The following is a 15,159-nucleotide window of genomic DNA, read 5'->3' as shown; positions in this document are numbered from 1 at the left end:
TGTTCTTCTTAAATAAACATATGTATTTCTATAATGGACATTTTACCTGAATAATTTAAAAAAAACAAGCAGAATTTTACTATTGTAAGTTCTCTATTCTATGGGTATACTAATCATGTAAACTAAAAACATTACATGTGTAAAGACAGGGGTAAATGATGAACTCTAAAAAGAAACAAAAACCAATATCTAAAAATAAATTACTAGGCATCGCAGGGCTTGCTTGGATGTTTGATGCGATGGATGTGGGGATTCTATCATTTGTTATTGCAGCACTTGCGGTAGAATGGAATCTTACACCAGAAGAGATGGGATGGATCGGAAGTATTAACTCTATTGGAATGGCAGTAGGCGCCCTCGTATTTGGGGTTTTTGCAGATAAAGTAGGACGGAAAAAGATATTCATGCTAACGCTATTAATGTTTTCAATCGCAAGTGGATTATCTGCGCTAGCTACAGGACTAATTATATTTTTGATTTTCCGATTTTTTGTTGGAATGGGTCTTGGCGGAGAACTTCCGGTTGCCTCCACATTAGTGTCTGAAAGTGTAGAAGCGAAAGAAAGAGGACGCGTTGTTGTATTGCTAGAAAGCTTCTGGGCTGCTGGTTGGATTGTTTCCGCACTCATTGCTTACTTTATCATTCCTGATTATGGTTGGAGAATTGCTTTGTTAATAACAGCGTTGCCAGCATTCTATGCAATTTATTTACGGATTAAATTACCAGATTCGCCGCAATATACAGCAAAGAAATCAGAATCTAGATCGATTATGCAAAATATAAAAGAAGTGTGGTCGAAGAAGTACGCAAAGCGAACGCTTATGCTTTGGATTGTTTGGTTTATGGTTGTATTTTCTTACTATGGAATGTTCCTATGGCTACCAAGTGTAATGGTGATGAAAGGATTTACACTTATTAAGAGCTTTGAATATGTGTTAATCATGACCATTGCACAACTTCCAGGATACTTCTCAGCAGCTTGGTTAATCGAGAAAGCTGGACGTAAGTTTGTGTTGGTTACGTACTTGCTTGGAACTGCAGCTAGTGCATTCGTATTTGGTGCGGCAGAGACGACTACGTTATTAATCGTATCGGGGATGTTGCTGTCCTTCTTTAACCTAGGTGCTTGGGGAGCGTTATATGCATATTCTCCAGAGCAATATCCAACTGTAATCCGTGGAACTGGATCAGGTATGGCGGCTTCAGTTGGACGTGTTGGAGGTATTCTCGGACCGCTTCTAGTAGGATCACTTGTAGCTGCTGGGTATGAAATTGGATATATTTTCGGTATTTTCTGTATTGCTATCGTGATTGGCGTATTATCAGTTTTATTTCTAGGTACAGAGACAAAACAGACAGAACTCGAATAGAAGGTGGAACCTGTTTCCTTATAGGAAGCAGGTTTTATTTTGTTTACCTAATAAAACATAGTAAAATGAAGGAATAGTAGTAAAAATGAAAATTGTAGGTGCAAATAAAATGAACACTAAACAGCTATCAAATAGGCAAGTAATTGATTTAGTCCAAAAAAATGCGGATATCATTTTTCCGTTAACCAATGGGGAACCGCATAAATTACTCGATATATTAGAAGCAAATGCAAATGAACTAACGAATGTTAAGATACATCAACTATTAGCTTTGCAACAAAGAAAGTATATGGAAGGTGCATATCCAGGAAAACTCAAGCATGTTTCTTACTTTTTGAGTGGCGCTACACGAAAAATGTTCCAACAAGGAATGGTGGACCTTGTTCCAAACCATTTCCATGAGATGCCAAGAATACTAAGGCAGTCAACAAACTTATCGATGATTATGGCAGTTGCTTCCCCGATGGACGAGTTCGGCTATTTTTCATTAGGGACACAGGCGGATATTGTAAGTGAATTTATCGGGACTGTTCCGTTCATACTAGAGGTGAATGAGTATATGCCTCGTACTTTTGGTGAAAACCAGATTCACATTAGCCAAATTGCTGGTTTTGTAGAGAATGATCGTCCCTTGTTCGAGGATATTGCGCCTCCTATTGGGGAAAAAGATATGCAAATTGCCTCGTATGTAGCGGAAAGCATTCAAAATGGAGACACATTGCAAATCGGAATAGGTTCTATTCCGAATGCAGTTGTCAGTCTATTAAAGGAACATCGACATTTAGGTATCCATACAGAAATGTTTGTGGATGGAATCGTCGATTTAGTAGAAGCGGGTGCAGTAGACGGGACTCAAAAGTTTACAAATAAGGGTAAAATTATTGCGACGTTTGCACACGGTTCCAATAAAATTTATAACTTTTTACATAATAATCCTGCTGTCCAATTTTTACCGGTAAGTATCGTTAACGACCCACGTGAAATTGCAAAAGAAGAGCGTATCGTTTCCATTAATGCGACGACAGAAGTCGATTTATTTGGCCAATGTGCATCTGAAACGGTTGCAGGCAAATATTATTCCTCTACTGGAGGACAAGCTGATTTTGCACGAGGAGTTCGTTTTGCTAAAGAAGGAAAAGGATTCGTATGTATGACATCTACTGCAAAAAACGACGAAATTTCACGTATCAAGCTAAGCCTTGCACCAGGTTCTGTTGTAACTACATCTAAAAATGATGTAGATGCAATCGTAACAGAATATGGAATTGCTAAAATGTACGGCAAGCCCATTTCAGAGCGAGCAAAACAGCTTATTTCTATAGCACACCCGAAATTTAGAGAAGAATTAACATTTGAAGCAAAGAAAATGGGGTTTATTTAAATTGAAGGTAGTGGAAAAAGCATTCTTTTATCAACCGACATTAGACTTAGCAAGAGACTTACTAGGTAAATACATTGTACATGAACATAGCAGAGGACTCCTAATTGGAAAAATTGTGGAAACAGAAGCGTATATGGGACCGGAAGATAGAGCTGCACATAGCTTCGGTAATAGAAGAACAAAACGAACAGAAGTGATGTTTGGAGAGCCAGGCCTTATCTATACGTATCAAATGCATACTCATACACTGATCAATGTAGTTGCTGCGCCAGTTGATACCCCGAATGCGATATTAATACGTGCGGTGGAACCGATCCAAGGTATAGAACAAATGAAAGAATTTCGGAAAAACCAACCGATGAAACAATGGACAAATGGTCCAGGTAAATTGACGAAAGCATTAGGAATTACAATGGAATCCTACGGTAAGCATTGGACGGAAAAGCCTTTGTATTTGGCTGAAGGAGAGAAAGTGAACGCGATTTCTACAGGCCCAAGAATCGGTATCGAAAATAGCGGGGAAGCGATACATTATCCGTATAGATTTTGGGAAACAGGCAATCCGTTTGTATCCAAAACAAGATAATATGAAGCGTTCACCATCAAAAAGATCGACCCAATTAAACTGGGTCGATCTTTTTAAATTAATTTTCCCATATAGTATTCATCAACAAAATGTCCATTAATAATAAGTGCGTTTTGTCGGTCGCCTTCATTTTTGAAGCCAAGCTTTCTATATAGTTTTTGGGCATTCAAATTTTCTTTAATAACGCTAAGCTCGAGCTTAGAGATACCTGCTTCTTTTGCCCATTTTTCGCCGTGAAGCATAAGAGAAGAAGCAATTCCTTTTTTAGAAAATTCTTGCGTTACACCTATTACAACAGATGCTCTATGTAAGGCACGTGGGGCTGGACCTCCAGTGAATTGAACATAGCCTGCATATTGTCCATTCATAATGGCTAGTAACAGAATGGAATTGGCTTCGTTTTTCCAAGAAGTGAAATTTTTTCGAATACCTTGTACGGTCATTTGAATATCTGATTTCCCATACAGCATAAAGTCGGTCTCTGAGAAAATAGTTTCTTGTAACTTGATAAAAGGACGAGCGTCTTCTAGCTCAGCCTCTCGTATGATCAAAATGTCTTTTTGCTCGCTTTCATTCGCTATTCTTTCATCTTTTTCATGCACCACACTATGGAAATGAACGGACTTTCCTAATTCAACATCTCGGATCGAGTATCCATAATCGGCCCAGGCAAAATAATGTAAAGCAGGTGGCTTTGTTTTTTTCCACCAGCTACTACTTAAATAAGCTGCATTCGGCAAAGCTTGTCCGATTATCGCTTCCATTTCATTATAAGTCAAAGTAATTTCTTTACTTGTCGATTGTTTGAAAAAAGCTGCAAGGGGAAGATATTTATTTTCAAAGTGTTTGGTCATAGTTAATAACTTCACTCATTTCTACTCTTATATAGAATTATAGGCTAATTATAGCACTACCTTCCGTTTATGCACACTACTTATAGCATATTCAAACGTCAAAAAATGACTGCGGTCAGACAACATCAAAAAAGTGTTACTCCAGAAGAAGTAACACTTTTAAACCCTCTATATATTAAGCGTTTGCTAGTTCAAGTTGCATAACAGGCCCGAAGAACTCGTAGTGATTTGCTCTTTTGCATATCCTAATTCAAGCAAATGATTAATCATTGCTTCCATAAATCCAACTGGTCCACAAACATATACATCTCCATTTTGAATCGAATGCTCTGCTAAAACCTCTTTAGTAATGAACCCATCTCCCGTTTCGGAGTAAAGCGAAACGTATTTTGCATCTTCCATAGGTTCCATTAATGAATGAATATCTTTATCGAATGGATGTAAACTTTCGTTACGTGTACTATAGATGAAAGAAACTTTTCGAGATGGTTGGTTTTTAGCAACTGTTTCGAACATACTCATCATAGGTGTGATCCCAACCCCACCACTTATGAAAGTGACAGGTGAACATTTTTCTGGATCTAAGATGAAATCTCCAGCAGGTGCACTTAGTTCTACTGTATCTCCAACGTTCACGTTATTGTGGAGGTGAACGGATACTTTTCCTTCTGGATTATTTTCATCTTCTTTTTTAACCGAAATACGGAAGGTTTCGGAATCAAAAGCTTTAGATAAACTATATTGTCTGTTTAGTAAATATTTTTCCCCCGGAACAATTACTCGAATTGTAATAAATTGACCTGATGCATATGCGGGTACTGCTTTTCCGTCTGCTGATTTTAAATAAAATGATGTGATATTTTCACTTTCTTTTTCTTTATGAACTACAGTGAAATCTTTAAAGAATCTCCAACCACCTAGTTTTGATTCTGCTGCTACATACATTTCTTCTTCAACGCTCATAAACGCATTCGCAATTACGCCATATGCTTCAGCCCACGCATTGATAATATCATCTGTTGCAGCGTCTCCTAGTACTTCTTTAATAGCACCAAGTAAGTGCTCGCCGACGATTGGATAATGCTCTGGTTTAATGCCAAGGCTGACGTGTTTTTGTCCTATTTGTTTCACAACTGGAATAATTGCTGCTAAGTTGTCGATGTGTACGGCTGCTGCATATACAGTATTTGCAAGAGCCGTTTGTTGACGACCTTTTACTTGGTTCGCATGGTTAAATATATTAAGTAATTCTGGATGTGCTTCGAATAAATTTTTATAAAAAGTAGTAGTAATGGCTACTCCATGTACTTCTAAAACTGGAGCTGTAGATTTGACGATATCAATTGTTTGTTGAGATAACATATTATTACACGTCCTTTTTGTTGGTGTTTACACTTTTTACGATACTCCTCAATATTCTTTAAAGCAATATTTTAAATACATCTTTAAGGCGGCTTTTATAAATCGGACACATTTCTTTCACGGGTTTGTCAAAATCGTTATAATGAGAAGGTAGAATGGCGGTGGCAATATGAGATTGACTATGTATACAGATTTCTCACTTCGAGTGTTAATATACTTGGGAACAAAAGATAAAAACGAACTCTCTACAATTCAAGCTATTTCAGATGCATATAGTATTTCTAAAAACCATTTAATGAAAGTAACACATGAGTTAGGGAAACTAGGCTATATTGAAACAATTCGTGGACGAGGAGGTGGCATTCGTTTGGCAATGGAGCCTCAGGCCATTAACATAGGACAAGTAGTTCGACATACGGAAGATGACTTTCATTTAGTAGAGTGCTTCGATTGTAAAACAAATACATGCGTTATTTCGCCCGTTTGCGGACTAAAAGGTGCATTGAATCGGGCCTTATTTGCCTATTTAAAGGTATTGGATGAATACACGCTCGCAGATTTTTTGCACCAAAAGCACAAATTAGCAAATTTACTTTTCAATGACAAGCAGGATGTATGATAAAATAAGTTCGGAAATTGTTTAACTTGATTAGGAGGATTTTATAATGGAAAAAGTATTAGTTTTTGGACATAAAAACCCGGATACAGACACAATCACTTCAGCGATTGTATACGCACATTTAAAAAATGCAATCGGAGTACAAGCCGAAGCAGTTCGTTTAGGTGAAGTAAACAACGAAACAAAATATGCTTTAGAAAAATTCGGATTCGAAGCACCACGATTAATCGAAAATGTTGCAACTGAAGCGAAAAAAGTAATTTTGGTGGATCACAACGAAAAACAACAAAGTGCAGATGGCATCGAGGAAGTACAAGTAACAGAAGTAATCGATCATCACCGTATTGCAAACTTCGAAACGGCTGAGCCTTTATACTACCGTGCAGAGCCAGTAGGATGTACTGCAACTATTTTAAATAAAATCTATAAAGAAAAAAACGTTGAAATCCCAGCAAATATTGCAGGGCTAATGCTATCTGCAATCGTTTCGGATTCATTATTATTCAAATCACCAACATGCACAGAAGAAGATATCGCTGCTGCACGTGAACTAGAAAAAATTGCTGGCGTAAACGCAGAAGAGTATGGACTAGCTATGCTAAAAGCAGGAGCTGATTTAAGTGATAAAAGCTTAGAAGATCTTCTATCACTAGACGCAAAAGAATTCAATATGGGCGACAATAAAGTAATTATCGCACAAGTAAACGCAGTAGATGTAAACGACGTAATGGGTCGCCAAGCAGAACTAGAAGAACTAATTCATCGTGAAATCGAAGAGCAAGAATTAGATTTATTCTTCTTCGTTGTAACAGATATATTAAATAACGACTCCGTAGCATTAGCGCTTGGAAAATTAGCTTTAAAAGCAGAAGCAGCCTTCGGAGTGAGCTTCGAAAACAACACTGCTCTATTAAAAGGCGTCGTTTCTCGTAAAAAGCAAGTTGTACCAGCATTGACTGAAGCATTAGCTAACTAATTAAATGGACTTCCTGGCTTTTTTGGTCTGGAAGTCTTTTTTATTTCTGTGTAAAATGGCCGAGCAAGACATAACGACCGCTGAACATTTTACAGGCAGTTATTTTGAAATCAAAACAAGTACACCTTACAATAAACATGAGGTGATAAAGATGAAAATTGAAGTATGGTCCGACTTTGTATGTCCGTTTTGTTATATCGGAAAAAGAAGATTAGAAGAAGCGTTACAACAAGCAGGTTTTGATAACCAAGCAGAAATAGAATTCAAAAGCTTTGAATTAGATCCAAATTCACCAAAAACATCAGATAAATCGATGTACGAATTGCTTGCTGAAAAATACGGCTCCACTGTAGAAGCTGCAAAGCAAATGACAGCTGGTGTAGTAGAGCAAGCGAAAACGGTTGGATTGGATTATAATTTTGATGCCATGAAACCAGCTAATACGCTAGATGCTCATCGTTTAGTAAAATGGGCATCTGAGCAAGGGAAAGCAAAAGAAGCAAATGAACTATTACTACACTCTTACTTCATTGAAGCAAAAGAAATTGGCAAGCATGATGTCCTGTTAGATTTAATTGACACACTTGGTCTATCAAGAGAAGAAGCAGAGAAAGTGTTAAATTCAGATGCTTATTTGACAGAGGTTCGATTAGATATTGCTCGTGCTGGTCAAATTGGTGTTCGCGGAGTACCATTTTTTGTGCTAAATGATAAGTATGCCATTTCAGGTGCACAGCCACTAGAAACATTTGTTGGTGCTTTGAACAAAGTAGCGGAAGAAGAAGGCATTTCTCCTGCACAATAATGCTTCAGATTGTGTATACGGTTATCCGGACACAATGAAGAAAAACCTCTTCTCAAAATTTGGAAGAGGTTTTTTAGTGTTTTCTTTCAAAACTTAGGAATCTAGTACCTTGGAAAGTTAGTATGCCAAGATCATCTTCTGCTATCATGCCATATTCTTTGCCACTTAGTTTGAGCTCTATCCGGTCTCCACTTTCTACTTGAAATGTTACGTAGTAAGAAGTGGAAGCTGAACTATCACCTGAACCTCCCCAAGTATCGGAACGTTTCGTTACCACTTGAACGGGTACTGAAAGTTTCGGAGAGTTATTATTTTTATTACGTTGTTTAATACTACTAACAATTATTAATATGAATCCGCTAATAACAACAATAAAAACAACAGCAATAAAAATAGGACCTACTACACTTATGACGTCAAACATATCCACGGTGCTCCTCCTCTATTTCTTTTCAATTATATACGACCCAACTTGAATAAAGTTTCACCGATAGATAGAGAATAAAAGAAACAGGAGGGAATCATACATGACGCAGAAAATATTACCGAGTGAATCGCAATCTTATTGGAGGGCGCATAAAGAATTTCCGCTTTTCCCAAAACTAAGTGAAGATATAGAAGTAGACGTTGCAATTATTGGGGCGGGCCTCACCGGAATTACGGCAGCTTATTTACTTAGTCAAAGCGGTCGAAAAGTAGTCGTTGTAGAAGGAAGTAATATATTAAAAGGGACTACCGGCTTCACAACAGCAAAAGTGACGGCACAACACGGCCCTATTTATCAACAGCTCATTACTACTTTCGGAGAAGAACAAGCGGAATTGTATTACAAAGCAAATATGGAGGCGAAAGACTATATCGAACTAACGATTAAGCAATTAGGCATCAAATGTGATTTTGAAAATGTCGATGCCTTTTTATATGCCGATACAGATGATGGAGTGGAAATATTAAAAAAAGAACTAGATGCTTACCATAAGATCGGAATAGAAGGGGGGACTTTAACACAAGAAACGGGCCTTCCATTTACAGTGAAAGAAGCTCTCAAGCTTGAAAATCAAGGACAATTCCATCCATTGAAATATGCACTCGCATTAGTGGAGAAAGCAGTCGAAAATGGGGTTCAATTTTTCGAACAATCCCGTGCAAAGTCTATCCATGGTAGCAACCGAGTAGAAATGTTAGATGGCAATGAAATACGTGCGAAAAAAATATTAGTTTGCAGTCATTTTCCTTTCAATGATGAAGACGGACTTTATTTTACCCGAATGTACTCCGAGCGGTCGTATGCACTCGCAACACTCGCGGAAGCAAACTATCCAAAAGGAATCTATATTAATGTAGAAAAACCTACAAGGTCGATACGAATAGCATTAGGGTCTGATGGGCGAAGATATTTGTTGCTAGGCGGGGAAGGGCATATTACGGGAAGGTTTCAAGGAGATACGACTATCAATTATGAAGCTTTAGCTGCATTTGGAAGGGAGCAGTTCAAAGCAAAGCAGTACGCCTATCGCTGGTCTGCACAAGATTTAGTCACACTAGACGGGCTTCCGTACGTTGGACCAATGACATCGAGACTTCAGGATGTGCTCGTTGCAACAGGATATGCCAAATGGGGAATGACTAATAGTACCGTCGCTGCAAAAATTATGGTCGATAATGTGCTCGAAAAAGAAAATCGCTTTGCGGAACTTTACTCCCCAACCCGTTCAAAAATGAAAAAAGAAGACATTACAACTTTTGCCAAAATAAACGCAAACGTCGCAAAAGAGCTCGTCAAAGGAAAAACAGAAAAAATAGACGTAGTATTTCAAGACTTAAAAGCGGGCTCTGGAGATATTATCAAACTAGATGGCCAAAAAGTAGGCGCTTATAAAGACGATTACGGCATCATCCATTTAGTCAAACCAGTATGCACGCATCTAGGGTGTGACGTTGTATTCAACGATGCAGAGAGCTCATGGGATTGTCCTTGTCACGGATCTAGATATAAATATACTGGGGAAGTAATTGAAGGACCAGCGTATGAGCCACTTGAAAAAATAGATATTGGAGACTGAGTAAGGCTACCCGATAAGTTGCAATTTGACTTGTTGGGTAGCCTGTTTTTGTTTTTGCCCAATTTCTTATCTATTGTTTTTAATCGATATATCGATTAAAATAATCGATATAGTTAAAAGGAGGATTCAAATGAAAAGACGGAGAGGATTTATACAAATAGCTATTTTGCATTTGCTGAAGGAAGGCCCGATGCATGGTTATCAAATGATGAAAGAGTTAGAAAATCGCTCTGGTGGGCTTTATTCAGCAAGTGCTGGCACGGTATATCCAGCGCTCCAAGAGTTAATGGAGCAGGAGATGATAGGTCTAGATTCTACATCGGACAAAAAGACTTATGAGATAAAAGAAAAAGGGAATACGCGACTAGAGGAATCCGCAAGTCGAAGAGATGGAGACTTTTGGGACGAGTGGAAGGCACGTTGGGTTTGGCAAAACTCAGATGAAGCAACAGAGCTAAAGTCAGCAATGGAATTATGGGAAGCGGAAATACATAAAGCGATTAAACAATCACGTAAAAGTCCAGAAAAAACGACCAAATTAATAGATTTCGTGAAAGAAATAACCGAACGTTTACAAAAAGAAAATAGATAGAGAGGGGAAATGCTATGAAATCCCTATGGAAACTACTTCCATATGTAAAGCCATACACACTGTTTGCGATTTTAGGCCCGCTATTAATGTGTGTAGAAGTTGCAATGGATTTACTACAGCCGACCATTATGCAGCATATTATTGATGTAGGAATTGCAAATAATGATAATGCTTATGTGATTTGGTTAGGATTGCTAATGCTTTTAACCGCCTTGATCGGCTTAATTGGCGGGGCTGGTTGTACGATTTATAGTACGAAAGCGGCAGTCAATTTTGCTGCTGACGTACGCCGAGATGTTTTCAAAAAAACGGAGCAGTTTTCTAGTAAAAATACGGATGCATTTGGAGTTGGAAAACTAATCACGATTGTAACGAATGATATAACAGCGGTTCAGCAAGCATTAATGATGACGTTGCGTGTTTTTGTACGTGGGCCGCTATTATTTATTGGATCAGTAGCAATTGTTTGGTTTACTGCGCGCGAGTTGTTCCCGGTACTATTGATAGCGATACCGATTTTAATGATTTGTATTTATTATTTTTCGACTAAATCGGGACAACTATTTGCAAAAGTCCAAAAAGCGATGGATCAAGTGAATACAAAGCTACAAGAAACGTTTGCGGGTATACGAGTGATTAAAGCATTCGATCGTCAAGATTATGAGATTAAAGCCTTCCAAAACGTAAATGATACATTAACAAAACGGAATATGTCTGCTGAACAAGTCATTCTAACACTGATGCCGATTATGCTATTTGTAGTGAATTTAGGGGTCGTCGCAGGTATGTGGATGGGTGCCATAAAAGTGAACGAAGGGACGCTACAAGTTGGCGTTATATTAGCTTTTATCAATTACTTAAATATTATTATGAATGGACTGATGACGAGTAGTCATGTGTTAATGCAAATTACTCGGTCTTTTACTTCTGCTAATCGAATTGGGCAAGTACTGGATACGGAAATCGATATTCAGGAAACCAAAACGCCTGCTTTGCTTCCACTAGCAAAAGGGGAAGTGGAGTTTAGAGATGTCTATTTTAGCTATAGTAAAAATGGAGAATACGTCTTGAAAAATATATCATTTCGAGCAAAAGCAGGAGAGACGATTGGGATTATCGGCTCTACTGGTAGCGGAAAGTCAACGCTCGTCAAGCTTATTCCAAGGCTGTATGACCCAGATTCGGGATCTATTTTAATCGACGGAGTGAATGTAAAGGAATATCCACTTGAGCGTTTAAGAGAAACGATTGGTTTTGTTCCACAAAAAGCTACGTTATTTTCAGGCGCAATTGAAGAGAATTTACGCTATGGAAAAGAAGAAGCGAGTCTTTTGGAAATGGAAGGAGCAGCTAAGTCAGCAGCTGCGATGGAGTTTATCGATAAGCTAGAACATAAATTTGCTTATGAACTGATGCAAGGAGCAAAGAATCTCTCTGGTGGACAAAAACAACGTCTATCGATGGCTCGTGCGTTTATCCGCCAGCCGAAAGTTTTAATACTAGATGATTCCACCTCTGCGATCGATGCTTTGTCGGAAGCTTCTGTTCAACAAGCATTACAACAAAATCATGCAAACACAACGGTATTCATTATTTCAGCGAAGATTTCCTCCATAATCGATGCAGATCAAATTCTCGTTATAGAAGATGGAATGATTGAAGCAAGCGGTGCACACACAGAACTACTAGAGAGAAGCAGTGTATACCGTGGAATTTATGAAACGCAAACTGGAAGGGAGGTCTATTCTTATGAATAAAGCTTCTACTTCAAATGCGATTGGGCGAGCACGTGGACCAAGAGGGTTTAGTGGGCCAGTGGAAAAAGCAAAGGATAGAAAAGGTACGCTGAAGCGGATATGGAGGTACATGGAAAAGCAAAAAATAGCGATGATTACATCCGTTATTTTTGTCATCATTTCTACTCTTTTGAACTTACTCGTCCCTTATATGATTGGTGTGATTATTGATCAATATATTATTCCGAAAGATATGAATGGCACACTTCGATTTTTACTGTTACTAGCTATTGTGTATATAGCTGCATCCATATTTACTTGGCTACAAACGTTTTTGATGGTGCGAGTGTCGCTGAAGACGATTCGGATTTTACGTCAGGATTTGTTTAATAAGTTTCAGACATTGTCTTTGCGCTTTTTTGATAAACGAACACATGGAGATTTGATGAGTCGCGTGACGAATGATATTGAAAGCTTGAATAATGCTCTGAGTCAAAGTGTGATTCAAATTATTTCATCTATTTTAATGGTATCTGGTGTTACGATAGCGATGTTTTTACTGAATTGGGTGCTTGCTATTATATCCTTATTAGTCATTCCATTAATTGTTTTTACAACGAAAAAGATTATTAAATATAGCAGTAGTAACTTTATCAAAAGGCAGCGTGATTTAGGTGAACTGAATGGTTTTATCGAAGAAGCCATTTCCGGAAATGAAGTCATTACTATTTTCGGACGAGAAGAAAAAACGTTCACGAAGTTTTCCGAGGTGAATGAAAGACTAAGACATTCTGCGATGGCAGCTGATACCGTATCCGGCTTTTTAGGGCCGATTAATAACTTCATAAATAACTTAGGACTTGTGCTTATTATAGGGGTTGGTGCTCTTATGACGGTACAAGAGATGGCAACAGTCGGGATTATTGCCGCATTCGTTACCTATTCTCGCCAATTTTTCCGTCCGATTAACCAACTATCGAGTCTATTAAACACATTTCAGTCTGCCATTGCAGGAGCAGAACGAGTATTTGAGATTATGGACGAAACACCAGATCTAACGGATAAAGAGAATGCGGTTGAAGTCGACTTCTTCAAAGGAGATGTCACGTTTTCCGATGTAAACTTTTCATATGAAGACAGCAAGCCAATCTTAAAAAACATTAGCTTCCAAGCAAAAGCAGGAGAGAAAATTGCATTAGTAGGACCAACTGGTTCAGGCAAAACAACTATTATCAATTTATTAATGCGGTTTTATAATATCGATTCCGGGGAAATTAAAATCGATGGACGAAATATTAAAGACTATCAGATTAGTAAACTGCGTGAAAAGATAGGAATAGTACTTCAAGACACATTCTTATTTTCCGGAACAATCATGGAAAATATCCGCTACGGTCGTCTAGAAGCAACGGACGAAGAAGTCATTGCCGCTGCCAAAATGGCTTCCGCACATAGGTTCATTAAGCATTTGCCAGATCGCTATGAAACGCTTATTACTTCAGGCGGATCTAGTCTAAGTCAAGGACAGCGCCAACTACTAGCAATTGCTCGAGCGATATTAGCCGATTCCGATATATTGATTCTAGATGAAGCAACATCAAGCATCGATACAAGAACCGAAATCGAAATCCAACAAGGGTTGAATCGATTATCGGAAGGTAGAACGAGCTTCGTCATTGCGCACCGATTAAAAACAATCGAAAATGCTGACCGAATATTAGTTATTAATCAAGGGGAACTGATCGAATCAGGCACACATGAAGAATTGTTGCAGCAAAAAGGTTTTTACGCGGAGCTATATGAAAGCCAGTTTAATATTTAGATGAAAAAAAGTAGGCAGTACTCCAAAGAACGTAGAGTACTGCTGCTTATATTATGTGAGGACTATATTTTAAACAAGATTGCGGGCAGAAGTAATCTCCGGTTTTGCATGTCATACAGGGGATTGAAAAAGTTGGGTCTAATTACTTTTTGTTTTTTTATTAAAAATTGAATGGTAAAAGGCCCTTTTCCCATTCAGTATTTCCCTCATTGCGGTTAATTGATTTTGTCCAATAATCTCCGGTATAGCGATTGAATAGTATAATATTATTTTCATTCACTACTATCATTTCCCATTCACTAGTGTCTTCATTAATTGTTGTATTATCAGGCTGTTGGTTATAAGCTATTTCTTTTAATGCCTGTGATAAGATATAGGCACTAAAAAGAATGCTAATCCCGAAAAAGATAACTGCAAAAGACAAAAAATATTTATTCATTTTATACACTCCTCGTATATTAGTAATCGTTGAAGGGTACCAGGTTATGACATAATACATTCACGGAATACCGTTCGTTTATTAGCATTTGGAAACAATTATTTTTGCAATGGATTCGAATAATGCAGCTGCTACGAGCTGAATTTAATAACTCAGCGTCTCTTTAAAAAACAATCGTGCGGAGCGACCTCTGCACGATTGTTTTAGAAAGATGAAGTTTTAGTTTCTGCTGGTGCACGTTTTTGTAAATCTAATATAATTGGATCTGCAGTTGTCTCTAGTAGGTCTGCTTGTTTTTGTTGCAGGTCTAGCCGCATTTTCTCCGTTTCGATTAAAAAGTTGTTATACTTCAGCTTTTCTAGTTCAATTTCATCTTTTACAATTTGTGCTTTAAACTTTTGCGTTTTTCGTAAATGAGTTGTCCAAATTGCGGTAAGTGGTATAGAAAAAATCATTACGATAGCCACTAGGCCAATCCCTAGTGCGAACAAATCTTCCATAAATTATCCCTCCAAAGACATTTTCTTAAGTATATACGAAAAAAGAAAGAAATA

The 15,159-nt window shown here is 37.9% G+C and carries 14 protein-coding genes and 1 pseudogene; 10 read left to right on the top strand and 5 right to left on the bottom strand.

The annotated features are described in order from the left end of the window. Positions 1-158: 158 nt before the first annotated feature. From ACIQYS_RS02375 to ACIQYS_RS02365, 3 genes are all read left to right on the top strand, one after another. Positions 159-1,370, top strand: coding sequence for an MFS transporter (locus tag ACIQYS_RS02375; protein ID WP_402974300.1), 1,212 nt, complete (start codon positions 159-161; stop codon positions 1,368-1,370). A 109-nt stretch (positions 1,371-1,479) separates the two neighbouring features. Beyond that, complete coding sequence (locus ACIQYS_RS02370; RefSeq protein WP_402974297.1) at positions 1,480-2,751, top strand: acetyl-CoA hydrolase/transferase family protein; 1,272 nt, start codon at positions 1,480-1,482, stop codon at positions 2,749-2,751. After that, a complete protein-coding gene (locus tag ACIQYS_RS02365; RefSeq protein ID WP_402974294.1) occupies positions 2,723-3,337 on the top strand; it encodes a DNA-3-methyladenine glycosylase in 615 nt (204 codons plus the stop codon). The genes ACIQYS_RS02370 and ACIQYS_RS02365 overlap by 29 nt, the downstream gene beginning before the upstream one ends. Positions 3,338-3,390: 53 nt before the next feature. Here the strand turns inward: ACIQYS_RS02365 and ACIQYS_RS02360 are convergent, their stop codons facing one another. Beyond that, positions 3,391-4,206 carry a GNAT family N-acetyltransferase gene (locus ACIQYS_RS02360; RefSeq protein WP_402974291.1) on the bottom strand — a complete coding sequence of 272 codons (816 nt, stop codon included), beginning with the start codon at positions 4,204-4,206 and terminating at the stop codon, positions 3,391-3,393. Between the two features lie 160 nt (positions 4,207-4,366). Further along, a pseudogene (hmpA, locus tag ACIQYS_RS02355) lies at positions 4,367-5,553 on the bottom strand (NO-inducible flavohemoprotein). A gap of 169 nt (positions 5,554-5,722) precedes the next feature. Between hmpA and ACIQYS_RS02350 the strand changes: the two are divergent. The 3 genes from ACIQYS_RS02350 to ACIQYS_RS02340 all read left to right on the top strand — a co-directional run bounded on the left by ACIQYS_RS02350 (position 5,723) and on the right by ACIQYS_RS02340 (position 7,953). Beyond that, positions 5,723-6,172: an RrF2 family transcriptional regulator gene (locus ACIQYS_RS02350; protein WP_402974288.1), complete on the top strand. Its 450-nt coding sequence runs from the start codon at positions 5,723-5,725 to the stop codon at positions 6,170-6,172. Between the two features lie 46 nt (positions 6,173-6,218). Next, positions 6,219-7,148, top strand: a complete 930-nt coding sequence (locus tag ACIQYS_RS02345; protein ID WP_402974285.1) for a manganese-dependent inorganic pyrophosphatase — start codon at positions 6,219-6,221, stop codon at positions 7,146-7,148. 151 nt (positions 7,149-7,299) lie between these two features. Further along, on the top strand, positions 7,300-7,953 hold the full coding sequence (locus ACIQYS_RS02340; protein WP_402974282.1) for a DsbA family oxidoreductase: 654 nt from the start codon (positions 7,300-7,302) through the stop codon (positions 7,951-7,953). Between the two features lie 73 nt (positions 7,954-8,026). Here ACIQYS_RS02340 and ACIQYS_RS02335 read toward each other — a convergent pair whose 3' ends face one another. Further along, positions 8,027-8,377 (bottom strand): DUF2500 domain-containing protein, encoded by a 351-nt coding sequence (locus ACIQYS_RS02335; RefSeq protein WP_402974866.1) that lies wholly within the window; start codon positions 8,375-8,377, stop codon positions 8,027-8,029. Between the two features lie 103 nt (positions 8,378-8,480). Here ACIQYS_RS02335 and ACIQYS_RS02330 point away from each other — a divergent pair, with 103 nt between their 5' ends. From ACIQYS_RS02330 to ACIQYS_RS02315, 4 genes are all read left to right on the top strand, one after another. Beyond that, positions 8,481-10,016: an FAD-dependent oxidoreductase gene (locus tag ACIQYS_RS02330; protein ID WP_402974279.1), complete on the top strand. Its 1,536-nt coding sequence runs from the start codon at positions 8,481-8,483 to the stop codon at positions 10,014-10,016. A 130-nt stretch (positions 10,017-10,146) separates the two neighbouring features. Further along, the gene (locus tag ACIQYS_RS02325) at positions 10,147-10,608 is read left to right on the top strand and encodes a PadR family transcriptional regulator (RefSeq protein WP_402974276.1); all 462 of its coding nucleotides are present in this window, start codon (positions 10,147-10,149) and stop codon (positions 10,606-10,608) included. A 14-nt stretch (positions 10,609-10,622) separates the two neighbouring features. Further along, a complete protein-coding gene (locus ACIQYS_RS02320; protein ID WP_402974273.1) occupies positions 10,623-12,365 on the top strand; it encodes an ABC transporter ATP-binding protein in 1,743 nt (580 codons plus the stop codon). Beyond that, entirely contained in the window at positions 12,358-14,166 is a 1,809-nt protein-coding gene (locus ACIQYS_RS02315; protein ID WP_402974270.1) for an ABC transporter ATP-binding protein, read from the top strand. Before ACIQYS_RS02320 ends, ACIQYS_RS02315 begins: the two co-directional genes overlap by 8 nt. A 160-nt stretch (positions 14,167-14,326) precedes the next feature. On the opposite strand, the gene ACIQYS_RS02310 is transcribed toward ACIQYS_RS02315, so the two are convergent. Both ACIQYS_RS02310 and ACIQYS_RS02305 read right to left on the bottom strand, forming a co-directional pair. Beyond that, on the bottom strand, positions 14,327-14,605 hold the full coding sequence (locus ACIQYS_RS02310; RefSeq protein ID WP_402974267.1) for a hypothetical protein: 279 nt from the start codon (positions 14,603-14,605) through the stop codon (positions 14,327-14,329). 203 nt (positions 14,606-14,808) lie between these two features. Continuing rightward, positions 14,809-15,105: a hypothetical protein gene (locus tag ACIQYS_RS02305; protein ID WP_402974264.1), complete on the bottom strand. Its 297-nt coding sequence runs from the start codon at positions 15,103-15,105 to the stop codon at positions 14,809-14,811. Between the last annotated feature and the right edge of the window lie 54 nt (positions 15,106-15,159).

The organism is Psychrobacillus sp. NPDC096426 (genome assembly GCF_044762745.1).
Lineage (GTDB): Bacteria > Bacillota > Bacilli > Bacillales_A > Planococcaceae > Psychrobacillus.
Note: the sequence above shows the minus strand (reverse complement) of the source record. Positions and strands in the feature narration are given on the sequence as shown.

Excerpts from the sequence above, each read along its gene's own strand:
- ACIQYS_RS02375 (WP_402974300.1), top strand. The coding sequence starts at position 159 with ATGAACTCTAAAAAGAAACAAAAACCAATATCTAAAAATAAATTACTA.
- ACIQYS_RS02370 (WP_402974297.1), top strand. The coding sequence starts at position 1,480 with ATGAACACTAAACAGCTATCAAATAGGCAAGTAATTGATTTAGTCCAA.
- ACIQYS_RS02350 (WP_402974288.1), top strand. The coding sequence starts at position 5,723 with ATGAGATTGACTATGTATACAGATTTCTCACTTCGAGTGTTAATATAC.
- ACIQYS_RS02345 (WP_402974285.1), top strand. The coding sequence starts at position 6,219 with ATGGAAAAAGTATTAGTTTTTGGACATAAAAACCCGGATACAGACACA.
- ACIQYS_RS02340 (WP_402974282.1), top strand. The coding sequence starts at position 7,300 with ATGAAAATTGAAGTATGGTCCGACTTTGTATGTCCGTTTTGTTATATC.
- ACIQYS_RS02335 (WP_402974866.1), bottom strand. The coding sequence starts at position 8,377 with ATGTTTGACGTCATAAGTGTAGTAGGTCCTATTTTTATTGCTGTTGTT.
- ACIQYS_RS02330 (WP_402974279.1), top strand. The coding sequence starts at position 8,481 with ATGACGCAGAAAATATTACCGAGTGAATCGCAATCTTATTGGAGGGCG.
- ACIQYS_RS02325 (WP_402974276.1), top strand. The coding sequence starts at position 10,147 with ATGAAAAGACGGAGAGGATTTATACAAATAGCTATTTTGCATTTGCTG.
- ACIQYS_RS02320 (WP_402974273.1), top strand. The coding sequence starts at position 10,623 with ATGAAATCCCTATGGAAACTACTTCCATATGTAAAGCCATACACACTG.
- ACIQYS_RS02315 (WP_402974270.1), top strand. The coding sequence starts at position 12,358 with ATGAATAAAGCTTCTACTTCAAATGCGATTGGGCGAGCACGTGGACCA.
- ACIQYS_RS02310 (WP_402974267.1), bottom strand. The coding sequence starts at position 14,605 with ATGAATAAATATTTTTTGTCTTTTGCAGTTATCTTTTTCGGGATTAGC.
- ACIQYS_RS02305 (WP_402974264.1), bottom strand. The coding sequence starts at position 15,105 with ATGGAAGATTTGTTCGCACTAGGGATTGGCCTAGTGGCTATCGTAATG.